Source organism: Rahnella sp. P4_A8, assembly GCF_056402435.1.
Genome location: NZ_JBFUHK010000014.1, coordinates 82,614 through 108,627, shown reverse-complemented (window position 1 = coordinate 108,627; position 26,014 = coordinate 82,614). Strand labels below are relative to the sequence as shown.

Below are 26,014 nucleotides of genomic sequence, written 5' to 3'. Positions count from 1 at the left end.
GTTGAACACTATTCAAAATATGGACACCATCAGATATGGTTTTTTTTGTAAAGGCAGCAATGTAATACTGGAATGATCCGGCTGTTTTTGGTTGGATTCGGTATTGGTATGCATCAGTGCAAAGGTAAGGGAAATAAGTTGAGATATCATAACTACTGTCATTAATAATAGGATTGAACCATTCATCAATGCGAAATTGCAGATAGTCCGTAAGATTTACTGACACCAGGCTAACGCTCAGGCTTTTCTTTTTTCCACTGGCAGAAGGATCATCCTGTACCGATACGGTATAGAGATCGGCTTTATCGGACGTATAAAGCCAGGAACTTTCCCCTCCTGACTGGCGGCCAACAATCTGTGGTGCACTCCAGCTATTATCATATTTTCTATAGGCTACATATGCAGTGATGGTGGCACTGTATTTGATTTGCTCATTACTGCTGGTTGCCTGATCGCCTGTAATACTCCGCTCCCACCAGCTAAGATATAGACGGTTATTGAACATTACCGGACGAACGGTGCTAATCAACGTTTCATCTGCAAGATTAACATCCACTTTTAACCATTCTGACCAGGCACTGGCGGGGAGAATGCCATTTTCGCGCATACCCATATTTAGCGAACGCCAGTACCATACTGCGGGAGTATCTTTACTGCGGCCAATAAAATAATAAATATCCTGTTCTTCATCAAAGCCATCCAGATAACCGCTGACCACATCCAGATTAGCGATCTGTTCAAATTCATTAAGATAATTCAACACTGCTGCCTGAGCATTATCACTGTTAATTTGATTCTGGTTTAGGGTGGTTTCGAGATTTTTGAAAAAAGTCGTTTTTGAATTGCGTAGTGACGGGTCAATATAATTTTCCGGATAGGTATCCAGCTCCATTGCACCTGCCCAGATACTGTATTGATTCGCCCCTTGCTTCCAGGCGCTAAGTGTATCGGGGTCAATAATATCGCTGTCAAAACCCGGCTCCATATTCAGCGCCAGACTGTTCAGGTATTGCTGAATACTGGTCATGGCTGCCGAGGCTTTGGATGTCGTCACCTGTTCGGTGACTAACGGGTCAATCAACAAATACTCATAAACATCATTCGTATCGCGGATATATTCCTGTAGCGTTCCGGCCTGATAATTTGGCAGGTACTGCCCCATATAATAGGCCAGTAATGCATCACGATAACCTTCATTCAATTTTGCTACGGCTGACGTTGTCATAATAATGATTCCTGTATTTTGCCGATGGGATTATCGCGGACTTATTCTGTCAGCATCGTGGAAATTAAGGATTCCCCGGCCTGCAGCCATTGTTCGTAGGCGCTGCCGGTGTTCAGCATGGCGGTAGACAGTAAAAACGTCACTGACAGCCCGGTTTGCCRACTTAAGCGTTGTAAGTCCATCACCCTTGCTATCTCACTCAGATTGACAGCCCGCCTTGGCGTTGACGCGCTGCAAACATAATCGACGGCGCCCGTCGTTTCACTTGTTTCCCAGCCGAGTAATGCCGCCAGCGCCTGATTTGCGGCTTCCGGTAGTATGGCTTTACCACTGTTCACCCAATTGAGATAAGCAAGGAGCTCATCTTCACTGAGGGGAGTTTGCAGACTCAGGCTGTCATAGCGACTAAACGCATAAAGCTGCGGTAACGTCAGGCTGCTATCCGGTGTACCAAACCAGTCAGGATGGCTGAGATAAGTGCTCACTGCCGCAGCAGATAAATGAAAAATCCGCGTCAGTGCTGCCCGGCGGCCAACATCAAACAGCAGTGCCGTCCACGACGTCACCCCGTTATCATGCGCATCCGTGACATCACGTAATCCCCAACACTGGCTGAGGAAGTTATGACTGCCGGAATTCGCCCATGTCAGCAGGAAAGGAGAGAGAGACTGGTCGATACTTAGCGCTTTGGCAATGGCACTGTTAGCAATACCGTCCTGGGTTAGTTTCGTCTGGTAAATAAGATTAGCGAGTTGTGCGATAATTTGTTGACGGGTCAATGTCCCCTCAATGTCAAGAGTCGCAATATCAACCGTCACCATACGGGTTATGGCATCAAGCTCAGTCTCATCTTGCTGGCAAATAACAGGTAAAATAATGCCGTTGCCATCAATTAAATCATTCAGAAAATAGAGATATGAGGAATAACTTTCAGGATAAATCTTATATTTTGCATCAGTGGCCGGTAGATTCTCCTGTACAATAGTTCTGATTTCCTCAAGAGAAAGCACACGGTCCCATACTGCAATATCACTGTAACCACAATGACTCACGGAAGAAGCAGCAAAAGGAGTTAAGTTTCCATATCGTCCCATTACCACATGATTGCCAGGCGTAAACAGCCCCCCGCTGAGTGTTTCACCATGACTCATATTTAGTGCATCGGCAAAGCTACAGTAAAGTTGTAATTTTTTGGTATTCGCATTGAAAGCATAATTTATATATAACCACTCATCCTCAACATAACCGTTAAAACCAGATGATTGTCTATTTGAAGCACCATCCCTATAGAACAAACTGAAGTTCATCAATTCACTTGAAATAAACTCAATAGTGAACCCCGGACTTAGTTGTGAAGAGCAATTCGTCATTACAACAGTAGTATTAACACCACTATCGCCTGAGGGAATATATAGCCAGAAACCAATACTATAATCTTTATCGCCGTTAAGTCCGGCCATCACTTCATCTGTAAAATAAATATACTCTTTGTCTTCGGTATTTATTAAATAACTGGGCTCGAACTTACTGTCATCCTGGCTCATATAGGTGAATACTGAACCTTTCCCTATAGTTGCGGGCAATAAAAATTCAGACTCTGGCACGCCACTCATTTGTATTACGGCATCCGTCAGCAATGCGGTGCTTAAATGCTGATTAGTATCACTGATTAAGTTCATCTGCCCGGTGGTCGCACTCTCCTGAGGTTGTGCAGCGCCTTCAATATCCAGTAAAACCAGTGAGGTAGCGGCAGAAAGACCCGATGTTTTCAGCCACTGAACCGCAGAAGAGAGCGCCATCAGCACATCCAGAATATCTTCACTGCTGGCATTGACTGCTTTAATCGCAGGAACACCCGCCAGTTTTTCAATCACCCGTTGACCGCCCATTAACTGCATCAGCGACAGCCCTTCGGGCAGGCTCAGGCCAAAGAGCTTCGGCAGGGTCACCAGCCGGTACAATGCAGAGACCACCGGGAGTGAACACGGTAATGTACGATTTACCAGGCTTCCCTGCTGCGCCGCGACAAGCTCAGCCAGAACCGAAAACTGTACTTCGCTGATGCCTAACCCGGCACAAAGCTGCTTAATAATACGGCCACTTTGTTCGCTAAAATAGTCATAGGAAAAATTGGCATTTGTCAGTGTGAACGGTGTTTCAAACAGTGAAGGGGAATTAAATATTTGGTCAAAAAATGGCACTTCAGGGGAAATCGCATAAGGGGTTATTTCGTCGATCAGCGCAGAAAATTGCCAGGCATTGACAGCATAATATTGCTGATAGTGGCGGAACACGCCCAGCATACGCAGCGTATTGTTATTCATGGTAAGCGCAGTGTTGTTTTCGGCATGCATGGTGGCACTTACCAATAAATCCACACGGTCGTAAGGCAATGACAGCCAGCGTTGCAGACGGATTTGGCGATTGATTCGCTCCAGACGATCATGGTTGATATTAAAAATATCAGTTAAAATAAGCTGATCTAAAGGATAATAATGCGCCATATCCGTTCTGCCACCCGCGGGTAAACCCGTAGCAAGCATATGATCAAGATCGCTCCATCCAATAAATTTATTCCAAAGAGCAATATCATCATATTCAATGACCGACCGTCTGGCTGAATAAGAGTTATAATAACGTTCATCTTTGTTACCATTAAAGCCTAAATAACCCGTCCCCCGTATTGTGTCGTTCAAACTATTATAAAGCACCTCATTTGAATATACACACACATTACCGGTGCTAAAACGCAATAATAGTTTCTTACTTTCTGGTTGATATCTGACGACAATATTAGTCCAGTTACCCATTTCCGTAAAAGGAGCCGTTAAAAGCACAGGAGTATTGAAACCATCAGATATACCCAACTCCAGCGCATAAGCGCCATTGGTAATCCGCAAAAATAAAGTAATACCCGCTGCGGAACCTGCATAATTCGATGTTTTATTGGTAAAAATCAAAGCATCATCATGCGCATCAAGATGAATTTTACACCAAAAACTAAGCGTGAAATCAGTAGGTACTCCTCCCGGACTGCCGATTTCAACAGGTGCATAAAAATATTCATTCGCAACTGCATTAATAATGACACCACCGTCAAAAGGGGCATCACTCGTGTATTCCGGTGACCCATTGAAAACTAAATTTGCGGTTCCGGATTGATCTTCCGAGGGGTCAAGGATTGTCCCTTTACTCACCAGATCAATTACTATAGGTTCACCCTGTCCGCCATTAATAAACTTCGCGCCATAGTGTATCGGACTGGCAGAAAGACCTGGCACATTAGCAGAAGCGACCACCGTCGTTCCCCCTGCATTCCCGGCAATCAGCGACTCCAGATGCGTCTCATCCAGCGAGGTCTTGTGCAAAAAGGTGTCTATAACACTCATATCCTTCACAGCATTGGCAGCACTGGCAATGCCGTAATTCGCCTGATACCAGGCATCACTGCTGGCATTAACGGCTTCAGAAACTATTTGTTGCTGTTCAGGTGCCAGGTTACTGCCCAGTGATTTTGCGGTATCGGCGGCAGCACTGCTAAAAGTGTCGTTGGTGAAAAGCGGCCATGATTGATCTGCCTGCTGAAGGATATCCTGCAAAGAGAGCGGCTTATCTTCTAACGCGGTCAGAACCTGTTGATGCGGATAATGGTAGGGCAATGTATTGGGGTAGCGGGTGGTGGATAATGTTTTATCAACCGTTGTCGTCTGCGGAACGGACGGCGCGATGGCGGCTTCCAGCACATCATTGACAATATCCAGTGTCGGTATGACCTGATTAATCGCGTCCTCATCCAGTAAAAGATCCGGTAAATCAGGACGTCTCTGGCTTAAATGAAAGATGTTGTTAACGGCTGAGCCAGCAGCGCTTTCCCAGTCCATCGCCTGCTGATAAAGGAAGTTGAGGTAGGATACCGGTGAATCCAGCGCTTCGGGGGCGTTAGTCAGGCAGTATTGCGTCCAGGTCTCGTTAAATAGCGCAGCATAAGTAGGAATATTTTGCTCCAGGGCACCCAGCTGTGTTGTCTGTAAACCCTGTGTATTTTGCGTGCCTCTTAACAGAGCGGGTGAAGCAGCGGCTTCTGTGGTGTTTGCGAAACTATTTTTTTTAAACAGACGGCTGAGTTGCGTCGCATAACCAACAGCCAGATCATAGACTTTTTCCGTATTCTGGCCAAAATCCAATTGATGACGGGTAATAAAAACATTACGTGGCACACGTATAATATCAAATACGGAATGATAGCCATTTTCTTCAAGTTGGTTATTCATATCCAATATTCCGGATAATTGTGATATGGCGTTATTCTCAGACATATTTCACACCTTATGATTGACCCATCACTTAACGTTAATAAAGGTCTTTCGTCAGTGTGAAGCAAAGATATTTTTTCATTTCTGACTTAAGACACCTGTTGAGATAATTATTCATAAGGACAGGGAATATTCCATCTTTCTTAACATAATAAATATCACATATCCCCCGGCGGGATATAAACACAAACATAATGATATAAAAAACCCATCATTAAATTAAAAAATTATTTTTATATATTGTCAGGGTAGAAATATCGGTCCAGATAGGTATTTTTGAGCAAAACGTCACCTTTAAATCAGTGCCATACCGAATCTTCTTCGCAAAGCTCCACAACGCAGAGCGGGATTATGAGGTATATTAACGGGACAAAATGCCGATCTCTGACTCTCACTGGGGGATACCCTTGGCCCTAAACTGGTTAACCCGACGCTCTGTCCGAATATGCCTTTCACTACTCGCATTCCTTGTTGTTGCTGCTCTCGGCATACTGGCGATCTCGTGGCAAACTTCTCAGGGATTACGCCGTGATACCGCCGCAAACCTGCAACAGTCAGTGAGGCTGGTGGATATGACGCTGGATAATGCCGCCATTGCCACCAGTGCCGTTGAGAATCTGATTGGCGTCCCCTGTGATGCCAACACCGTGCAGGCGCTACGCTGGCAGGTAGCCAAAGTGCCCAATGTCCGCACGGTCAACCTCTACCGCCAGAATACGATTTACTGCGCCTCCTTATTCGGCCCGCGTGCTGACAATATCTCGACCGACAAATATATCGACGGACGGTTAATGCTGATGCGTGGCAACAGCATCACGCCCGATCATCCTCTTATTGCCTATCGTCATGACGTTAACGGCAGCGGCGTGCTGGTTGGTGTGGATGGCTATTTTCTGCACAACATCCTGTCGTTGCTCAGCACTCACGCTTATCTGGTATTGCAGGTAGGCGACCAGTGGATGGACAGCAATGGCAGCATTCACACCGGTGAAGGCTGGCCGGATGGTGAACGTATGGAGCTTGCTTCTCAGAACTACCCCTACGCGATTCGCTTAGTGATCCGGCCCAGTGACCACTGGGGTTATGTTTTTGATTACGCCACCGTCAGCCTGATATTGTTCCCGCTGCTCAGCTTATTTATCGCTTTCATGACCTACAGTCTGCTCGGTCGTGTCGGCAGCCCGACGGCGGCGCTGAGAGAAGCGCTGGAGAAAAAACAGTTCATTCCTTATTTACAGCCGGTGGTGGATGGCACCACGCATGAGGTGACCGGCGCTGAAGTGCTGATGCGCTGGCAGCATCCGCAATCAGGGCTGATCCCGCCTTATCAGTTTATCCCGCTGGCAGAAGAGAGCGGCCTGATTGTGCCCATGACGCGCCTCATCATGACGCAGGTACGTGAACAGTTCGGTCCGCTGGCAGCACAGTTGCCTAAAAATTTCCATTTCGGTTTCAATATCTGCGCCAGCCATTTCAAAGACCTCTCACTGGCTGAAGACTGCAAAGCATTTATTGATGCCTTCAGGGAGAACCCGATCAATCTGGTGCTTGAGCTGACTGAACGTGAATTAATCGAGCCGGGTGAAATCACCTCCAGCCTGTTTCACACACTTCGCCAGATGGGCGTGCTGATCGCGCTGGACGACTTTGGCACCGGGCATTCCAGCCTGGCGTACCTGCAAAAATTCCACATTGATATTCTGAAGATTGACCAGAGTTTCATAGGCCGGATTGGTACAGACGCGCTGGCCGGGCACATTGTTGATAACGTGATTGACCTGGCTAAACGTCTGCAAATGATCATCGTGGCCGAAGGCATTGAAACCCAGACACAGGTAAATTATCTTGCCCCGTACCGGCTGGAATTCCTGCAAGGTTACTTTTTCGGAAAGCCTGTACCGCCCGCCGATTTTATCCGGAAATGGCTCTGATTTTCATGCAGCCTGTGGCGGGCGCTATCTCTTCATACTGCGGGCACATTCGTGACTCAGTGACTAGACTAATAACGTGAGCTGCGTCTTATAAGATGTCTGTGCTTTTTGCTAAAAAACTGCCGGTGTGTAACATCCATACAGGATGAGCCCGATAACTAAGCTAACTTGTTGAAGTTACTTGTATTGGAGTACTCTGGCGGAGAACCCTGCTGACAATCAGAATGATCACTTTGCGAGCAAGATGATGATTAAGTGGCCGTGGAAAGCGAATGAACTGAAAATTGAGAAATCAGACGCCTGGAATGACGCGCTGAATATCCCACTTTTATCTTGCCTCAACGAAGATGAGAAACTGCGTCTGATTCAGGTCGCCAGCCAGTTGCTGCAACAAAAAAGGCTGGTTCCTCTGCAAGGCGTTGAGCTGACTGAACTGATGCAGGCGCGTATCGCGCTGCTTTTTGCGCTGCCGGTGATGGAACTGGGCGCTTCCTGGCTCGATGGCTTTCACGAAATCCTGCTCTACCCTTCCCCGTTCGTGGTTGATGCTCCCTGGCAGGATGAAAACGGGCTGGTGCATGCCGGTTCACAAATTCATGCCGGACAAAGCTGGGATCAGGGCCCGATTGTACTCAACTGGCAGGACATCGAGGACTCATTCGACAATTCTGGTTTTAACCTGATCATCCACGAAGCGGCGCATAAACTGGATATGCGCAACGGCGGCGAAGTCACGGGTATTCCACCTATTCCGCTGCGTGAGGTGGTGTCATGGGAACACGATTTACACGCCGCGATGCAAAATCTGCAGGATGAAATCGACACTGTCGGCGAAGAGGCTGCCAGCATGGACGCCTACGCGGCGACCGATGCGGCCGAATGTTTTGCGGTACTGTCAGAGTATTTCTTTAGTGCACCAGAATTACTTTCAGAGCGTTTTCCGCTGGTATACGGCCATTTCAGCCGTTTTTATCAACAGGACCCGCTGGCAAGGCAACTTCGCGGTCAGCGCTGCGATTGTTAAATTTCGTTTTGACGGACGTTTTTCCGCAGTAAAGTACCCTTTTATGGCGACATTGATTAGTTGCTGAGCAGTCGGACATTTTTGACGAATTTAGCGTTGACACTCCGCAGCCCTCTGGATATTATGCGCCCCGTTCCAACGATTCCTCTGTAGTTCAGTCGGTAGAACGGCGGACTGTTAATCCGTATGTCACTGGTTCGAGTCCAGTCAGAGGAGCCAAATTAGAAAGGCCCGCTTAAGGAAACTTAAGCGGGCCTTTTGCTTTTTATACGCCGGAGCCCCTGCCTGTATGGCGTTGAGGCGATCAGTGAACGTGAAAACCTTCCCGCTGCATTTTCAGTTTCCCCTCCGCATCGGGAGAATTTGGTGGTCAGATTTGGGGTCAGGTGAGTTCGATGACGCAGTGACCCCCAAATATCTCTTAACGATTCAAAAATCCGCAAATTAAACCATCCGCAAAAATCCTTTAAACACGTTGCCCCGGCATCCGTAATTTCTATAAACCAATGAGTGAAAATACGGTTAATAAGCCGCTGAGGCAGATTGAACTCACAAGTGAACCAGTCCGCCATCCACAGCGTACTGGCTTCCGGTTACGTAAGACGCATCATCTGAGAGCAGAAAAAGTGCGACGGCAGCCGCTTCATCAGCTGTACCGGCTCGTCTGAGAGGCACCTGGCTTACTACAAAATCTTCAAACTGTTGCCGAGACTCCTCGGGCATGAAGTGTCTAAAATTAGTCTCGACAGGCCCTGGCACCAGCGTGTTGGCGCGAATGTTGCGTGTAGCCAGCGAGGCGGCCCAGCTTTTTACCATGGCGACAACGGCACCTTTTGTTGCAGCATATAAGCTCGTCATTGGCGCACCTTCATAGACTGAAGACGATGCAGTGACCAACACTGATGCACCTGGGTTCAAAATGTTGGAAAGTGATGCAAGCTGGAGCATAGGCCCGCGAACATTGGCATTCATCATGCGATTAAAGGCGTCGGCCGTAACGGATTCCGGTGCACCAACCTCTGCGTAACCCGCATTCAGCCACAATCCGTCGAGGTGCCCCCAGCCGCAGACTGCCGTTGCGAGCGCATCAATATCTGCCTCACTTGCAGCATCACTTTTCAGGATCAGTGCAGTGTCCGGCAACAGCTTACGGGCCCGGGCCAGACGTTCTTCACTCAGCCCTGTGATGGCAACTTGTCCACCCTCTTTCACAATTCGCAGCGCTCCTGCCAGCCCCATACCGCTGGTGCCCCCCGTTATAAGTACACGTTTACCGTGAAATCTTCCCATAATGACTCCCCTTTAATCGTTATAACCGCCATTTACCTTACGAAAGAACTCCATTACTGCCCATCCCTTCTGAGGGCTTCACAACTACCGGCAGTTAAAGCCGGAGAAGTACTGTTTCCTTTGCTTAATGATCTGAAAGACTGAATTCCAAATACCCGGGCGATCCGCAAACCAGCAACATAACAATAACAGATGCGGACACCCGCAATCTGATTTCAGCTCCGCTCACTGCACTCGCAGAAATGAGCACGACAGGAATGAGGTCGAGGCCTTTCTCGGTCAGCGTGCAGAAATCTTTGCGCCTGTCGTCGGGGCCGGGCACTCTCGCAAGAATGCCCTGCTGCTCAAGAAAAGCCAGCCGGGACGGGAAAAACCACAGACCCTTGCCCTGTGACAAGGATCTGTGGTGAGACTGCACGACAAAAATACGCTTCAGCCATTCGTCCGGGACTGCTTACGCTAATTCCGTCCGTGCGTTCTGCTGCTGTTCATCAGGCCGTATCCTGAACCAGATGGCATACATTGCCGGCAGGAAGACCAGCGTGATGATGGTGCCGCCAAACGTCCCGCCAATCAGCGTATAAGCCAGCGTTCCCCAGAACACCGAGTGGGTCAGCGGGATAAACGCCAGAATGGCCGCCATCGCCGTCAGCAACACCGGTCTGGCCCGCTGCACTGTTGCCTCCACCACCGCATGGAATGGCGGCAGCCCTTCCTGTTCGTTGTGATGGATCTGCCCTATCAGGATCAGGGTGTTACGCATCAGGATGCCCGACAGCGCGATTAGGCCGACCAGCGCATTGATGCCAAATGGCTGGTTAAAGAGCAGCAGCGTGGGCACCACCCCAATCAGCCCCAGTGGCGCGGTGAGGAAGACCATCACCATCGCCGACATCGACCGCACCTGCAGGATAATAATCAACAGCGTCATGGCAATCATGATCGGGAACAGCGGTGCCATCGCCTCGGTGGCTTTTCCGGATTCTTCAATAGAACCCGCCTGCTCGATACGGTATCCGGCCGGGAGCGTATCAATGACCGGCTGTAACGCTTTGATCATTGCCGTGGAGACATCCGGCGGCTGCAGGTTTTCGGCAATGTCCCCCCGCACGGTAATGGTTGGCGTACGATCGCGACGGCGCAGAACAGGATCTTCCATTTGCACCTCAACCTCCCCGATCTGCGACAGCGGAATGCGCTGGCCGGAAGAACCCACTAAGGTAAAACCGGCGATTTTTTCCGGATCAAGCCGGATATCTCCTGCCGCCCGCCCCATCACCTGCACCGAACGGATATCTTCACGCACCGAGGTGATCGGAACCCCTGAAAGCAGGAACTGAAGCTGCTGCGCGACCGCATTCGATGTCAGCCCCACCGCCTGAAGACGGTCCTGATTGAGCGTGAAATGCAGCGCCGGTACACGCGGCCCCCAGTCGGTGTTGACGGTCCTCATCATCGGGCTGGCCTGCATCACCTTTTCGACCTTGTCTGCAATTTCGCGCAGTTTATCAGGATCCGGCCCCATCACCCGGTAGGCCACCGGATAAGGAGAATACGGACCGAACACCAGTTGGGTCACACGCACGCGCGCCTCAGGTGCCAGGCCGCTGGCCGCCGCTTCACGTAGCCTGAACTTGAGCGCCTCGCGCGCTTCCTGACTGTCCGTCAGCACGACAATTTTCGCAAACGACGGGTCAGGCAGCTCAGGTGCCATGGCCAGATAAAAACGCGGTGAACCCTGCCCGATGTAGGACGTGACGATTTTTGCCTCTTTCTGCTTTCTCAGCCAGGCTTCGATTTTCGCCGTGGTGGCGCTGGTCTGCTCAATAGAAGTGCCATAAGGCATCTGCACTTCAACCAGTACTTCCGGGCGGTCAGAGGTCGGGAAAAATTGTTTTTTCACCAGCCCCATGCCAAGTATAGCGACCGTAAAGACGGCAATAACGGTACCGGCGACTATCCACTTGCGCGCGATGACGCGGGTCAGCACCCGGCGAAAACGGTTGTAATGACGGGTGTCGTAAATCGCCGCATGCCCGCCCTCCACCGTTTTGATTTTCGGCAACATTTTCACGCCCAGATAAGGCGTAAACACCACCGCCACAATCCAGGAAGCAATCAGGGCGATACCGACAATCCAGAACATGTTGCTGGTGTATTCACCGGCAGTGGACTGGGCAAAACCGTTGGGCATGAATCCGACGGCGGTGACCAGCGTGCCTGCCAGCATCGGGGCTGCCGTGTGACTCCAGGCATAGGCCGAGGCTTTGATGCGGTCGTAGCCCTCTTCCATTTTCACCACCATCATTTCGATGGCGATGATGGCATCATCGACCAGCAACCCGAGCGCCAGGATCAGCGAGCCCAGGGTAATACGGTCAAAGTTTTTGCCGGAAGCCTCCATCACCACAAAGACAATCGCCAGCGTCAGCGGCACCGCGGCGGCCACCACCACGCCCACGCGCCAGCCCATACTGACGAAGCACACCACCATCACCACCAGCAGCGCGACGAAGAATTTGATCATGAACTCGTCAACGGCGGAGCTGATGTTGACTGACTGATCGGTGACCTTGGTCAGGGTCATGCCCAGCGGCATGCCCTCATTGATTTTGGCCGTTTCCGCATCCAGCGCCTTCCCCAAATCCAGACCGTTCCAGCCGTCGCGCATAACGATGCCCAGCAGCAGCGCCGGTTCACCCTGATTGCGGATCAGGAAGGTCGCAGGATCTTCGTAGCCCCGTTCAACGGTTGCCACGTCAGAAAGCTGCAAGGTTCTGCCCTGTACGACGATGGGCGTTTCGCGGATTTTCTCCAGTTTGTCGAAGGCGCCATCCAGGCGGATAAAGACCTGCGGCCCTTTGGTATCAATCGAACCGGCGGGCGTCAGGACGTTCTGGCTGTTGAGGGCGGAGAAAATATCCTGAGGCGAAATACCCAGCGTGGCCAGCCGGTCATGCGAGAACGACACAAAGATGCGTTCGGCCTGTTCGCCGATGATATTGACCTTCTTGACCCCCGGCACATGCAGAATTTGCTGGCGCAACGATTCCGCATCGCGCACCAGCAGTCGCTGTGGCTCACCTTTGGCCTTCAGCGCAAAAAGCGCAAAGGTCACGTCAGAGAATTCATCATTGACCATTGGCCCGATGACGCCTGCTGGCAGGTTTTTGGTCTCATCCCCCAGCTTCTTACGTGCCTGATAAAACTCTTCCTGCACCTGTGAAGGCGGTGTGCTGTCCTTCAGCGAAAGCATGGTAAAAGCCAGACCGGGACGCGTGTACGTCTCGCTGCGGTCATACCACTTCAGCTCCTGCATACGCTTTTCCAGCGGTTCAGCCACCTGATCCTGCATTTCCTGCGCGGTGGCACCCGGCCAGGCAGAAATAATGGTCATCTGCTTGACCGTAAACGGCGGATCTTCAGCCCGTCCCAGTTCAAAAAACGAAAGAATACCGGCCACGGTAATCAGGATAATCAGGAACAGCGTGATTGAGCGCTCACGCACGGCGAGCGCAGAAAGATTGAATCGCCCCGCGCTCATGGCTGGCTCCCGGCGACGCTGGCATCGCTTTGTTCGGCCAGGCGTACGGCCTCACCGTCATGCAGCAGATGCGCCCCGAGAGCGACCACCTGCTCTCCCGGCTTAAGGGAACCGGTCACCCTCGCCGCATCGTCACCCAATCCCTGCACCTGCACGGGCCGCCATGACACTTTGGCGGGCTTACCTGAAATCTCCCAGACCCCCGGCCCTTTGCCCGGATCATAGATGGCCGCTAAAGGCACCTGCATCACCTGGCCCGGTAATTTATCGTCTGCAATATGCAGCGTCACGGTGGATCCCAGCGGGGCATTCGCCAGTGCTCCCTCAAGTACATATCTCGCCTCGAAGGTGCGGGTTAGCGGATCTGCCGCATCGGAAAGAAGCCGCAGTTTCGCAGGGACAGCCTGTTTACCGGTACCGTACAACGTTGCTTCGGCCTCGCTTCCGGCAACCGGGCGTAACGTCTCAGGCAACTGCACGATGGCCTCGCGTTGCCCTGCTCTGGCCAGCCGGACCACCGGCTGCCCGGCACTGACAACCTGACCGGGTTCAGCCAGCGTATCCATGACCACGCCGTCGGCGTCAGCCAGCAGCACGGCGTAGCCCGTGGCGTTTTGCGCCACATTGGCCTGGGCCTGAGCCGCACTGAGTTCCGCTTTGGCCGTATCTGCGGCGGCCTTTATCTGATCGTAGGCCGATGCCGACACTGCGCCTGCAGCGACCAGACCGCGATAGCGCACCTCGTCATCAGTCGCTTGTCTTGCACGGGCCCGTGCCGCCGCGACGGTCTGTTGCTGAGCCTGTGCCTGCAGACTCAGGTCAACCGGATCCAGACGCATCAATGGCTGACCGCGTTTAACGGTCTGGCCGGTATCGACCAGGCGTTCAAGGATTTTGCCCTGCACTCTGAAACCGAGGTCGCTTTGAATCCGGGCGACAACAACGCCGGTAAATGCGCGGGAGGCATCGGCAGCACTCACCACGGTCGCAGACCTGACCAGAGGAGGCTGAGTACGGGGATCGTCGGTACCGGAAGAGTCGCCGCAGGCCACAAGGGCAAGCGGCAACAGGCAAACAGCAAAGGTGGCAGGATTAAGCCTGAGCATGGGTTCCCTTAATTGAATTAGCAGGACAGTAACCGCATTCTCAGACTAGTGACCAATAATGTCAATAGTCACCACTCAGGGTGACAGACTTCTCAGTATCAGTGAGGAGAGGAGTGCCGCAGCCGCCGGTGCCGTTTCCAGATTGTATTGCAACTGTACCGGACTGATGTAAGGCCGCATGACCAGATATATCGCGTGCGCCGCCTCATCCAGCGGCGTTTTTCGTTCAAACTCGCCCGCCTGCCGCCCTTCAACAATGATTTGTTCAATCAGTGTTCTCAGACGCTCTTCATGAGCCTCTGCCGACGGCCACTTATCCCGCGCCGCCACGGCAGCAATGTCATAAAGCTTGCGATCGTGAAAAAACAAATCACTGCCGGCTTCAGTCAGTGCCCTGAATAAACGCCGCAATTTTTCGGAGGCCGACGGGGCATCTGCAATCGCTGAATTGACAATCGCCATGATCATCGCCAGCCGGTTAGTGCAGATCACCTCGCCGATCGCCTGCTTGGAATCGAAAAATTTATAGATGTAGGATTTTGAAAACCCTATTGATTTAGCCAGTTCTGACACCGTGGTTTTCTCGTAACCAAAATGCCCGAAATGCTCTGTGGCAGCGTCAACGACCTGATCACGCACACTGTGATCTGATGGCCCCCTTGGGGGATGTACATTTATGTGTTTAGTCATTTTTCCAGCTTAGCTCAATGAGCCCTGATTGACAACGAGTGACCATTTGGTAATGTAGTCACACTTCAAAACTGACTCAAGGAATATCAATGTTCCCCCTCCGTACTCTTGCACTGGTGGTGAGCAGCGCCTTACTGGCGGGTTGCGCCGTCGGGCCGGATTATCATCGCCCGGATGCCCCCCTTCCTGAACGCTATCAGGCACAGTCTGCCGTCCAGCAGAGAAGCTCCTCCAGACCCACCAGTTTTGCCGTCTGGTGGGACGGCTTCGGCGATCCCCTGTTAAGTCAGTACGTTACCGACGCCCTCGCGCAGAATCTCGATCTCGCACAGGCCACCGCCCGCATGGCCCAGTCACGCGCCGGACTGGGCGCGGCCACAGCAGCGCTGTTACCTTCAGGGAACGTCAGCGGGCAAGCGGCACGCGCGTATCAGTCGGCCGAAACCCCGCTGGGTCAGGTTCTCAGCGCAACGCCGGATTATAATCGCTACGGCAATAGCTATGAAACCGATCTCAACGCAAGCTGGGAGATTGACGTATTTGGGGGGCTGCGACGCGGGCGTCAGGCTGCACTGGCTGACTATCAGGCTTCCGAAGCGGGCGTCGCCGCAACCCGTCTTGCCGTCGCGGCTCAGACTGCCGATACCTATATCACCCTGCGCGGATTACAGACCCGGCTGTCCATCGCGGAGAAACAGGTCAGTACGCAGCAGGAACTGCTGGAAAAGGTACAACTCCTGAACGCTAAAGGACTGGCTCCGGCGTATCAGGTTCGCCAGACCGAAGGGGAACTGGCGCAGGTTCAGGCAACCGTACCGGTTCTCCGTACCGGGCTTGATGCGGCGATGAATGCATTAGATGTCATGCTCGGCACGCCTCCCGGCACCCATCGCAGTCAGTTAGCGTTGCCGGGTGCCATACCTCAGGCTCCGCAGATAACCTCAACGGGCACACCTGCCGACCTGTTGCGCCGCAGGCCCGATATTATCGTGGCGGAGCGCCATCTCGCGGCGTCGAGTGCACGTATCGGCGTGGCGGTCAGTGAGTATTATCCGAAGTTTTCACTCAGTGCCCTGCTCGGCAGCGCGACGGCTGTGTCGGGCGACAACCTGTTCTCCGGCGGTGCCAGCCAGTCGGCAGCCGTGCTGGGACTGCGCTGGCGGCTCTTCGATTTTGGTCGCATCAACGCCCAGATAGATCAGGCGAAAGGCCAGGAAGCCGAAGCGCTCGCGGCCTATCGCCTGTCGGTATTACGCGCCACCGAAGACGTCGAAAATGCTTTCTCTGCTCTGGTCAATCGTGAAACACAGGCCGCCACGCTGACCCGCGGTGAAACCGCCCTGGCCAGCGCCCGCCAGTCATCTTTTATCGCTTACCGGCAGGGAACGGCCAGCCTGATGGACGTCCTGCACAACGATGAAACCCTGTTACAGGCTTCCGACGCCAGGGCGCAGGCGCAGACAGAATCTGCGCGCGCGGCTGTTGCAACGTTCAGGGCGCTCGGCGGAGGCTGGCAGCCACCGGAAACGGCCACACCATAAGATGCCGCAGATCTTCCCTTACTTGTGTCACAGACGAGACGACCCTTTTAACGTTGATAACACGACAGTGCCGTACTGATAACCGGGGGACTGATGAAAAGGATAGGTATTCTGGAGGTAGACGCGTTAACTGAAAAACTGGTACGAGGATTGTTTCTTGCCGCGCCTGATGCACAGGTATTTCTGGTTTCGGGAAACAACGAACGCGTGCGCAAGCTGGGAAGAGAGTTCCCCTGCTGGACGCTGGACAGTTACCAGGATGTCGTCAATGAGACTGATGTCATTATTACCGGCGTGGATCGCCATGCTCTGAATGAAATGGCAAATCAGGTGCAGTTGCGAAGCGCGCAAACGCTGGTTTCACTGGTGCCGGGGCTGCCATCACAGAGCTTGCGAAAGCTATTCAGACACACTGATTGTGTCAGACTGATGTTTTCCTTCGCCGCTGAAATCAATAAATCGAGCGTGATCCTGACTGGTGCTGATCAAGAGGTTCAGTGTTTATTTTCCCTGCTGGGTCCACTGACCGTCTTGCCCGACGAGCCGGACTTTGACTTAGCCACGGTCAGTCTTTGTATGAGTCATGGCTTTTATTTTCTGGCGGAGGGCTTAGCGTGCTGGCTGACCGGGAAAGGTATGGCGGATGACACTGCCCGCCAGCTTGTCCTTAACGGTCTGAAAGACTGTGCTGAATATGCGGGTTATCACCCGTCCATCAACCTCGGGGAACTGGGGCAGGATATGTCATCTGCTGCACCCGGTATGTCGCAGGGGGTTGAGGTTCTTGCACGAATGGCGGCGCTTACCCCCTGGCATGTGGCTTCTGATACGGTTTTATCGGAAATTCAGGAAAACCCCGCTGCGCAAATAACCCGCTGAAATGAAATACTCTTTTTTCCAATGTCGAATGACACTCCGCACTCAGAGTGTCGTTTTTGACCGCTAAAATCCTCAGGATTAACCAGCGCATCCGCCCGCGCCAAACAGGCGTCAGTGTCAAAGATATCTTATTAGTGTACGGCTCAGGGGATTTACCGTAGCGTTTAAACGTAAATGCTTTCATCATCTTATTCTTCATTTATTTTTTCGCATCAAGCTGAAGACTTTTGCGCACCACCTTATCCAGGAATGACGCAGGGGCGAATCTGAGAATAAAATTCAACTGACCTGCCAGCTTTCCCGCCGTATAGCGAATCTTCGGACGTGAAGTCTGAGCCGCTTTAACCACCACGTCAGCCACCACCTCCGGACTTTCCGCCTCAGCCATTGCCTTGCTCACCACTTTCGTCAGCTTAGCCCGGATCTGGTCATACTCTTCAAGCCTGGCATCCGGCTCGATATTATTGGCTTCAAACTGTGTTTTCATGTAAGCAGGTTCGATGACAGAAACTCTGATGCCCTGCGTGCGCAGTTCATGATCCAGTGCACCCGAATACCCTTCCACCGCATGCTTACTGGCCGCATAAAGTGCCACATACGGCAACGGAACGATGCCGAGTATCGAACCGATATTGATGATGCGCCCGCTGCCCTGACGGCGCATATGAGGGATCACTGCCCGGCTCAACCTGACGATGCCCAGAAAGTTGGTGTCGAAAATGTGTTTGGCCTGATCGACAGAACTTTCTTCCGCCGCCGCCGGAGCGACCCCAAAGCCCGCATTGTTCACCAGAACATCGATCTGCCCCTCCAGACGCAGCAACTCCTCAATGGCGGCTCCGACAGAAGCGTCGTCGGTCACATCCAGCGTCAGTAACGGAAACGGATGTTTTCCCGCCTGTGAACCACGCCGGCTCGTGCCATATACAGTAAATCCAGCGGCTAAAAGTTTACGGGCAGACGCTTCGCCAATACCTGAGGACGCACCGGTAACCAGTGCTACACGTTTTTTTGTCATGCTGAATAAGGCCTTCATGATGTGTTTAAGGTTTCTCATCGCTGATGAGACGACAGGCTGTAAGGGATTTATGTCGGATTTACCGCTGTGCAGAACAGCCGGCAGACCGTTCTGCACAGTGCACCTCATTGATTACCGTGTTTTATATCGTTCAGCGGCTTCATCTTGTTTGATGTCTGAGAGCAGCGCCTGACGTGAAGCATCGAGGGTGTCCCAGCGGGCAGCATTATGTAAAGGCGGGATGGTGACCAGTTCACGGCGGTCAAAGCCCACCAGTGCGGCATCCACTAACTCGCCCACTTCCATGAATTTTGCCGAGTTACTGATGTCGATACCCGCACGGTCCCAGATTTCCGTATAAGTGCCCGCAGGGAGCACCGCCTGGATATAAATGCCTTTAGATGACAGCTCGACATTCATTCCCTGAGACAGGAAAAGCACAAAGGCTTTGGTTGCACCGTAAACCGTCATGGCAAATTCCGGGGCGAGTCCGACGATGGAACTGATGTTGACGATCGATCCTTCCCCCGCTTGCACAAAGCGTGGTGCCACGGCACTGGCCAGTCTGGTCAGGGCGGTGACGTTAAGCGCGATAAGGCTTTCTATCGAATCAGGCGTCTGCTCGGTAAAACTGCCGGACTGCGCGATACCCGCGTTATTGATAAGAATGCCAATCCGTGTGTCTTCACGCAGACGGGCTTCGACCGCGGCTAAATCACGCGTTTGCGTGAGGTCGGCAGGCAGAACGTCGACAGAAATGCCATTTTCCTGTCGCAGACGCGCGGCCAGTGTTTCTAACTTCGCTTTGTCGCGCGCGACCAGAACCAGGTCGTGGCCCCGGCGGGCAAACCGTTCCGCGTAAACAGCACCAATACCCGTGGATGCGCCTGTGATGAGAACTGAAGCTTTAGTCATAAGTTGATCTTCTTTCTTAATGTGTAAACAAAATCCGCAATGTGCGATGTAGGTAGGGCTTTACTTGCTGGTCTCCGTCAGCGACGGGTAATCGGTATATCCCGCTGCGCCACCGCCATAAAGAGTTTCAGGATTGAGCGAGGCCAGAGGCGCGCCCGTCTTCAGCCTTTCAACCAGATCCGGGTTGGAGATGAACGGACGACCGAACGCGAACAGATCGGCTTTGCCTTGCGCAAGCTGAGCGGACGCCAGTTCCAGGTCATAGCCATTGTTACCGATGTAGGTGTTTTTAAAACGGCGGCGCAGGGAGTCGTAATCGAACGGTGATACATCACGCGGGCCGCCCGTCGCGCCTTCAACCACATGGAGGTACACGATGCCCAATGCATCGAGTTGTTCAGCGAGGTAATCATATTGTGGCTGCGGATCACTGCATGAAATCGCATTAGCAGGTGACACTGGTGAAATGCGTACGCCAGTGCGTTCTGCGCCGATCTCATCTTTTACGGCCGCCGTGACTTCCAGCAGCAGGCGCGCACGATTCCCGACAGAGCCGCCGTACTCATCGGTACGCTGGTTTGCGCCGTCTTTCAGGAACTGTTCCAGCAGATAGCCATTCGCGCCGTGGATCTCCACGCCGTCAAATCCGGCGGCAATGGCATTGGCTGCTGCCTTTCTGAAATCGTCGATAATCCCCGGTATTTCCTGCAACGCCAGCGCACGTGGTTCAGAGACATCAGCAAAACCGTTGTTCACAAAGGTCTTGGTCTCAGCACGGATGGCGGACGGCGCAACCGGCGCAGCGCCACCGGGCTGTAAATCGACATGCGAAATTCGTCCCACGTGCCATAACTGTACAAATATGCGCCCGCCTTTGGCATGCACGGCGTCAGTCACTTTGCGCCAGCCATCGATCTGAGCTTGTGTATAGATCCCCGGTGTATCCTGATAACCCTGCGCCTGTGCGGAGATCTGCGTCGCTTCGGTAATCAGCAATCCTGCGGTGGCACGCTGGGCGTAGTAGGTCGCTGCCAGTTCGCCCGGCACCAGCCCCACTCCGGCCCGGTTACGTGTCAGCGGTGCCATCACGATGTGGTTGGCCAGTGTTATTGAGCCAAGATCATAGGGTTGAAATAGTGGTCGGTTGGTCATGTTTATTCGCCTGCTAAGTGGTGGGTCAAAGGTTAATGTAATGATGATGATCATCATCTATAAAGTCAACCGGTTTGATTATGGTCATCATCAATGTATACTTAAACCCTATTTTTGAGAGGGGCAGGAAAGCATGAAAGTGTCAAAAGAGCAGGTTCGGGAAAACCGGATGCGCATTGTAGAAACGGCCTCAGAACTTTTTCGTGAGCGCGGTTACGATGGCGTGGGCGTGGCGGAACTGATGTCTGCGGCAGGCTTAACCCACGGCGGGTTCTACAAACACTTTGGTTCCAAGGCTGATCTGATGTCGGAGGCGATGAGCTGCGGTTTCAGGCGATCCGCAGAAAGCACGGCAGGTGTGGACCGGGAAAAATTTATTGAATACTACCTCTCCCGACAACATCGGGCTGATATGGGAAAAGGTTGTGTGATGTCGGCACTGGGCGCCGATACAGCCCGTCAGTCTGCGTCAATCAGGGCGGCATTTGCCGCCGGAATTGAACGTCAGCTGGCAGTTTTAGGAAACGAAAAAAATGGGGAAGGCAGCACGCGTGCCGACCTGATTGACACGATTGCCCATCTTGTCGGTGCGCTGGTGTTATCCCGCGCCTGCCCTGATGATTCGTCTCTTGCGGATGAGATTCTGGAGGTTTGCCGCAGCCGGATTTTGAGCACCGGGATGTCTGGTGATTCATGAGCCTGAACTGAAACCTATTTCCCGTGGCTTATGCGAAATGTCACCCGCTGGGGATGGTTTACTGACACTAAATATTCAACCGGTTGATTCAAGCGGTCAGTAATCACCCCCCGATACACCAGAGCAGGACTATGGGGTTGTGCATTTAATAACGTCTGTTCTTCTTCATTCATTAGGGTCACGCGGAGCGTGCCTTCGTCTGAAACGCCTAAAACACCGTAGTTTTCTGCCAGAAGACGATACAGCGAACCGCTCTGCTCAAGCATCTCAGCGGTCAGGTCCGGAATAATCGCCCTTGGCAGGTAGCTGGTTTCCAGACAAAAAGGCTCACCGTCAGCGAGACGCAGGCGTTTAATCATCACCAAAGGGTCGCCAGCCTGAATTTTTAGTAATGCGGCAATACGCGGGCTGGCTTGGGCCTCCTGAAAATAAATCAACCGGCTGCCCGCTACCGCACCATTTAACTCCGTGATTTTGCTGATGCCGTGCTCGATTGTCTGCGTCAGTGGCCGCTGTATCGTGGTCTCAGTCAGCCATGTCCCCTGGTTTCCCCGCCTTTCCAGCATTCCGCTGCTCACAAGCTCATCTGTAATTTTTCGTAATGTCATCCTGCTGATACCCAACAGGCCCGACAGATCACGTTCTGCCGGAATTTGATCACCTTCGTTGAATTCCGTGTTTAACAAATTCAGCAGCACCTGCCTGGCCGCCAGATAGGCTTTCCGCGGGCGGCGTTTACTTTCACTTAACTCAGTCATGGTCTGTTTTATAGCCCAATAAAATTAAAAAACAGGGGTTATTCTAGCCAATGAGTCGTTGATCTGTCACCGGAAATATCCTTCACAGAACGGTGATTACCGATAAAAAAACAGACCATGACATCATAACTTATTATTATACCTGATTAAAATCATTAAATTGATTGCGTATTCTTACCTGCTGGCGTATATCTCTCATGGTACATTTTACGGTATATTTAACGGGAGTGAATGATGAAAAAAACGCTTGCCCTATTTTCCCTTGGCCTTGCGATGATCGGGCTTTCCGGTCACGCATCAGCGCAGCAACAAATCCGGTTTGGTACTGACGCGACATTTCCGCCCTTTGAGTTTAAAGCTGCCGATGGCAGCCTGCAGGGGTTTGATATTGATCTGGGTAATGCGATTTGCGCTCAGCTCAAGGCGAAATGTGTTTGGGTTGAAAACGGATTTGATGGTCTGATCCCCGCGCTCCAGGCGCGTAAATTCGATGCCATTATTTCTTCGTTGTCGATTACAGATGAGCGTAAAAAAGCGATCAACTTCTCCGATAAATTATTCAACACACCGGCGTATCTGGTGGCTTCAAAAGACAGCGGCCTCAAACCTCTGGCCGAATCTCTGCGTGGTAAGCGTGTGGGCGTGCAGCAAGGCTCAGTGTTCGAAGCCTACGCGAAGAAACACTGGCAATCACAAGGCGTCGAACTGGTTTCCTATCCCGCAGCAGAGGCAGTTTACGCCGATTTAGTCGTCGGCCGTCTGGACGCGACGCTGGACGATGCGACGGTGGTGACCACCGCGTTGCTGGACAAACCCCAGGGAAAGAATTTCAGCCTGATTGAACCGCAGGTAAAAGACGATGCCATTTTTGGCCCGGGTACCGGTATTGGCATTTCGAAGCAAAATAGCGAACTGCTGGAACAACTCAACGGGGCGATTAAGGCGATACGCAATGACGGTACTTATGACCGGCTGGCTAAAAAATATTTCAATTTCAATGTGTACGGTGACTGATTTATGAATACTTCAGCAATTATCTCCTCTCTTATCGAACAGCGCTTCCTCCCGCAGGGGGGACTGAGCCAGGTGTTTCTTGTGGCCTGCGGTGGGTCGCTGGTGGATATGTATCCGGCAAATTATTTTCTTAACAGTGAGTCGACGGCTTTACACAGTTACATGATGACCGCAAACGAGTTTGTTCATGCCGCGCCAAAGACATTAGGCCCTCAATCCCTGACGATTGTTTGCTCACATGGCGGGAATACCACAGAGTCTGTCGCAGCGGCCAAACTGGCCCAAAGCCGGGGCAGCGTTACGGTGACACTGACGCACAATGAAAATGCAGACCTTATCGGCTTTTCTGACAGTAATTTGCTTTATGCCTGGGGAGATGACAGCCAGGTGATTAATAACCCGATGGCAATCATTTTGAGTCTTTGCGTCGAAGCCTTGCAACAGACCGGGGGTTATGACGGATATGCCGATTTCCAGGCAGGCATGGCGCAAATTGATGGGATTATCTTCCGGGCCAGACAGCAGGTTCAGGCGCGCTGCGCCGCCTTTGCTGAGCGCTACAGCCGGGAATCACTTTTTTACATTCTGTCCAGCGGGGCTTCCTACGGACATGCTTATGGTTTTGCCATATGTTCATTAATGGAGATGCAGTGGCTGAATGCGGCATCAATTCATAGCGGCGAATTCTTCCATGGTCCGTTTGAAGTGACAGATATGAATACCCCCTGGATCCTGATGATGAACGAAGGCCGCACCAGGGCACTTGATGAAAGAGTGCGCGATTTCCTTCGGCAGTACGGAAATAAGGTGGAAATTGTGGATGCAAAAGAGCTGGGGCTTGGCGTCATACCCGCCAGCGTGGTGGAGTATTTTAACCCCGTCCTCTTCTACAGTGTTATGTGCGAATATCGCGCGGCATTAGCGAAGATACGTCAACATCCGCTGGAAACACGACGATACATGGGACAGGTCGCTTATTAGGAGATGACAACATGAGAGTACTTGGCCTGGGCGATAACGTGATTGACCGGTATACCCACACAGGTATCGGTTATCCGGGAGGAAACGCGCTTAACTTCAGTGTGTACGCCCGCTTATTATCCGCAAATGCGGCGTATCTGGGCGTTTTCGGCGACGACAGCGCGGCAGAACATATTCGCCGCGTCCTGGCAGCAAGGGAGATTGATACCTCTCATTGCCGGGTCGTACCGGGTGAAAATGGTTATGCCAGTCTGACCGTTGATCAGGGGGAGCGACGGTTTATTGACTCCAACGCCGGGGGGATCCGGCAGACGACGTCGATGGATTTTGTGTTAACCGATATGCCCTGGCTAGGTCAGTTTTCGCTGATACATACCAGCGCTTATAGCTATGTTGATGCGCTATTGCCCGAATTAAGTATGCTACCCGGCAGCTTATCCTATGATTTTTCTGATGATTTTGATGCCGGAAAGATAGGCCCGTTATGTCGTCAGTTAGACTATGGGTTTTTCTCATGCGCTGAACGCAGCATGGAAGAAACCCGCGAGATACTGGAAACGGCATGGCATGCGGGATGTCGCCTGCCTGTTGCAACGCGCGGGTCTGAGGGGGCGTTACTGTTCAATGGCAGTATCTGGATCAGTCAGCCATCGGAAAATATCACGCCGGCAGACACGCTTGGGGCAGGAGATGCTTTCATCACGGCTTTTTTGCTGGCGCATGTTAAAGGCGATACGCTGTCCCAAAGCTTGCGTCAGGGCACCCTTTTCGCAGCAGAGATTTGTTTAACTGACGGCGCTTTTGGTGAGGGCATCCCCTACTGATCGTCTCAGGTTAACACCGGATCCGCGCGGCGGCAGAAAAGTGGCTGTATTCAGACGCCCCGGCAGATGCCCGTAACTGAGTGTCATTATCCGTCACGGGCAGCGCCGGGCAAGCGGAACTACCACATCAAATCATCAGGCACTTTGAAATCAGCATACGGATCTTCTTCATCCTGCTCTTCCTGACTCAGCGCGCTGTTTAATACAATACTGTTGGCATCGCGCTGGGCAATTTTATCCGCAACGCTTGCGGGAATAATGGCATATTGCGTCTCGCCGCTGTGATCAGCAACCAGACGCGCGATGGCAAGACGACCACTAATCAGCTGAGACTGGGTGGTCTTATCCACCACCATTTTTTTAATCAGATTATTATCGGTGAAGTTAAAATCAATACTGCCTGTTGAAATGACGATCTTGTTCATTTCAATCAGTTGCTTCACCTGCGCTTTATATTCTTTAGATAAGGCAGCTTGTTTTTGTTGTTCGCTCAGTTGCTTATCACGCTCCATCTGCGCTTTTTTATTTTCTTCCACCGCCTCTCTGGCCTCGCGCGCCTGAACGCGTGATTTTTTCGCCGTTCTCTGCACTTTGTCCATTTTTTTGCTGGTGACTAATCCTGCTTTCAGCAGTTGCTCTTGTAAGGAGAGTTTTGTCATTTTCGTTTCTAAATCCGTTGAATAATTTGTGCGATTATAACCGTAATTCCTGAGGCGATACAGGCTACAGAGCCTTTTCCACTTGCGTGCGGAATCGGGAGCGTCTTTAAGCGGCTGCTCCGTCAGCAGTATTTATCGCTACAGTTATTACGGAAACTGCCGATAACCTTTCAGTTTCACGCCCGCATCAGTTCCTTTTATGTTGTACCGAACAGGAGAACAAAATGGATGTTTCGCAAATTGCATCGCTGGCGACCGGCCTTAATAGTCTGGATACCAGCACTCAGGTCAACAATATCCTGCTGAAAAAGTCGCTGGATAGTCAGCAGACGGCAGTGACCAGCATGATTGACTCGATCCCCGCGTTACCTGCTAATCCGGCAATCGGTCGCAATATCAATACCACCGCCTGACAGAGACAAAAAAGCCCGCGTGAGTAAACTCAGCGGGCTT

Annotated in this window: 20 protein-coding genes and 1 tRNA gene; 10 read left to right on the top strand and 11 right to left on the bottom strand. The window is 51.9% G+C overall.

What is annotated here, in order from left to right:
- Together AC1DUO_RS10360 and AC1DUO_RS10355 are read right to left on the bottom strand one after the other, a co-directional pair.
- A partial coding sequence (locus AC1DUO_RS10360; RefSeq protein ID WP_477987241.1) for a neuraminidase-like domain-containing protein occupies positions 1 to 1,225 on the bottom strand: 1,225 nt, incomplete at its 3' end.
- Between the two features lie 41 nt (positions 1,226 to 1,266).
- Positions 1,267 to 5,541 carry a Tc toxin subunit A gene (locus AC1DUO_RS10355; protein WP_477987239.1) on the bottom strand — a complete coding sequence of 1,425 codons (4,275 nt, stop codon included), beginning with the start codon at positions 5,539 to 5,541 and terminating at the stop codon, positions 1,267 to 1,269.
- A gap of 404 nt (positions 5,542 to 5,945) precedes the next feature.
- Between AC1DUO_RS10355 and AC1DUO_RS10350 the strand changes: the two genes are divergently transcribed.
- From AC1DUO_RS10350 to AC1DUO_RS10340, 3 genes are all read left to right on the top strand, one after another.
- Positions 5,946 to 7,469, top strand: coding sequence for an EAL domain-containing protein (locus tag AC1DUO_RS10350; protein ID WP_013575232.1), 1,524 nt, complete (start codon positions 5,946 to 5,948; stop codon positions 7,467 to 7,469).
- A gap of 247 nt (positions 7,470 to 7,716) precedes the next feature.
- Complete coding sequence (gene mtfA, locus AC1DUO_RS10345) at positions 7,717 to 8,493, top strand: DgsA anti-repressor MtfA (RefSeq protein ID WP_013575231.1); 777 nt, start codon at positions 7,717 to 7,719, stop codon at positions 8,491 to 8,493.
- A 143-nt stretch (positions 8,494 to 8,636) separates the two neighbouring features.
- Positions 8,637 to 8,712 (top strand) — tRNA-Asn (locus AC1DUO_RS10340).
- Positions 8,713 to 9,042: 330 nt separating this feature from the next.
- On the opposite strand, the gene AC1DUO_RS10335 is transcribed toward AC1DUO_RS10340, so the two are convergent.
- From AC1DUO_RS10335 to AC1DUO_RS10320, 4 genes are all read right to left on the bottom strand, one after another.
- Positions 9,043 to 9,783, bottom strand: coding sequence for an SDR family oxidoreductase (locus AC1DUO_RS10335; RefSeq protein WP_223509380.1), 741 nt, complete (start codon positions 9,781 to 9,783; stop codon positions 9,043 to 9,045).
- Between the two features lie 454 nt (positions 9,784 to 10,237).
- Positions 10,238 to 13,327: an efflux RND transporter permease subunit gene (locus tag AC1DUO_RS10330; protein WP_013575229.1), complete on the bottom strand. Its 3,090-nt coding sequence runs from the start codon at positions 13,325 to 13,327 to the stop codon at positions 10,238 to 10,240.
- Positions 13,324 to 14,433 carry an efflux RND transporter periplasmic adaptor subunit gene (locus tag AC1DUO_RS10325; protein WP_013575228.1) on the bottom strand — a complete coding sequence of 370 codons (1,110 nt, stop codon included), beginning with the start codon at positions 14,431 to 14,433 and terminating at the stop codon, positions 13,324 to 13,326. The genes AC1DUO_RS10330 and AC1DUO_RS10325 overlap by 4 nt, the downstream gene beginning before the upstream one ends.
- A gap of 75 nt (positions 14,434 to 14,508) precedes the next feature.
- Positions 14,509 to 15,123 carry a TetR/AcrR family transcriptional regulator gene (locus AC1DUO_RS10320; protein WP_013575227.1) on the bottom strand — a complete coding sequence of 205 codons (615 nt, stop codon included), beginning with the start codon at positions 15,121 to 15,123 and terminating at the stop codon, positions 14,509 to 14,511.
- 89 nt (positions 15,124 to 15,212) lie between these two features.
- Between AC1DUO_RS10320 and AC1DUO_RS10315 the strand changes: the two genes are divergently transcribed.
- A complete protein-coding gene (locus tag AC1DUO_RS10315) occupies positions 15,213 to 16,664 on the top strand; it encodes an efflux transporter outer membrane subunit (RefSeq protein WP_477987236.1) in 1,452 nt (483 codons plus the stop codon).
- Positions 16,665 to 16,757: 93 nt separating this feature from the next.
- A complete protein-coding gene (locus AC1DUO_RS10310) occupies positions 16,758 to 17,543 on the top strand; it encodes an NAD(P)-binding domain-containing protein (protein ID WP_477987234.1) in 786 nt (261 codons plus the stop codon).
- A gap of 199 nt (positions 17,544 to 17,742) precedes the next feature.
- On the opposite strand, the gene AC1DUO_RS10305 is transcribed toward AC1DUO_RS10310, so the two are convergent.
- From AC1DUO_RS10305 to AC1DUO_RS10295, 3 genes are all read right to left on the bottom strand, one after another.
- On the bottom strand, positions 17,743 to 18,561 hold the full coding sequence (locus AC1DUO_RS10305; protein WP_041689081.1) for an oxidoreductase: 819 nt from the start codon (positions 18,559 to 18,561) through the stop codon (positions 17,743 to 17,745).
- 132 nt (positions 18,562 to 18,693) lie between these two features.
- The gene (locus tag AC1DUO_RS10300) at positions 18,694 to 19,476 is read right to left on the bottom strand and encodes an SDR family NAD(P)-dependent oxidoreductase (protein ID WP_250980927.1); all 783 of its coding nucleotides are present in this window, start codon (positions 19,474 to 19,476) and stop codon (positions 18,694 to 18,696) included.
- Between the two features lie 60 nt (positions 19,477 to 19,536).
- Complete coding sequence (locus AC1DUO_RS10295) at positions 19,537 to 20,628, bottom strand: alkene reductase (protein ID WP_477987231.1); 1,092 nt, start codon at positions 20,626 to 20,628, stop codon at positions 19,537 to 19,539.
- Positions 20,629 to 20,761: 133 nt separating this feature from the next.
- Here AC1DUO_RS10295 and AC1DUO_RS10290 point away from each other — a divergent pair, with 133 nt between their 5' ends.
- Positions 20,762 to 21,325, top strand: a complete 564-nt coding sequence (locus AC1DUO_RS10290) for a TetR/AcrR family transcriptional regulator (RefSeq protein WP_013575221.1) — start codon at positions 20,762 to 20,764, stop codon at positions 21,323 to 21,325.
- Positions 21,326 to 21,339: 14 nt separating this feature from the next.
- Here AC1DUO_RS10290 and AC1DUO_RS10285 read toward each other — a convergent pair whose 3' ends face one another.
- Positions 21,340 to 22,083, bottom strand: coding sequence for a GntR family transcriptional regulator (locus tag AC1DUO_RS10285; RefSeq protein ID WP_013575220.1), 744 nt, complete (start codon positions 22,081 to 22,083; stop codon positions 21,340 to 21,342).
- 234 nt (positions 22,084 to 22,317) lie between these two features.
- Here AC1DUO_RS10285 and AC1DUO_RS10280 point away from each other — a divergent pair, with 234 nt between their 5' ends.
- From AC1DUO_RS10280 to AC1DUO_RS10270, 3 genes are read left to right on the top strand one after another with little or no spacing between them, the layout of a single operon-like run.
- Positions 22,318 to 23,097: an ABC transporter substrate-binding protein gene (locus tag AC1DUO_RS10280; protein WP_112151855.1), complete on the top strand. Its 780-nt coding sequence runs from the start codon at positions 22,318 to 22,320 to the stop codon at positions 23,095 to 23,097.
- Positions 23,098 to 23,100: 3 nt separating this feature from the next.
- On the top strand, positions 23,101 to 24,078 hold the full coding sequence (locus AC1DUO_RS10275) for an SIS domain-containing protein (RefSeq protein WP_112151854.1): 978 nt from the start codon (positions 23,101 to 23,103) through the stop codon (positions 24,076 to 24,078).
- Positions 24,079 to 24,089: 11 nt separating this feature from the next.
- Entirely contained in the window at positions 24,090 to 24,902 is an 813-nt protein-coding gene (locus tag AC1DUO_RS10270) for a PfkB family carbohydrate kinase (protein WP_121019410.1), read from the top strand.
- Positions 24,903 to 25,021: 119 nt separating this feature from the next.
- Here AC1DUO_RS10270 and AC1DUO_RS10265 read toward each other — a convergent pair whose 3' ends face one another.
- A complete protein-coding gene (locus tag AC1DUO_RS10265) occupies positions 25,022 to 25,561 on the bottom strand; it encodes a DUF2058 domain-containing protein (protein ID WP_131638838.1) in 540 nt (179 codons plus the stop codon).
- A gap of 224 nt (positions 25,562 to 25,785) precedes the next feature.
- Between AC1DUO_RS10265 and AC1DUO_RS10260 the strand changes: the two genes are divergently transcribed.
- Positions 25,786 to 25,974 (top strand): YjfB family protein, encoded by a 189-nt coding sequence (locus AC1DUO_RS10260; RefSeq protein WP_037034781.1) that lies wholly within the window; start codon positions 25,786 to 25,788, stop codon positions 25,972 to 25,974.
- The last annotated feature ends 40 nt before the right edge of the window (positions 25,975 to 26,014 follow it).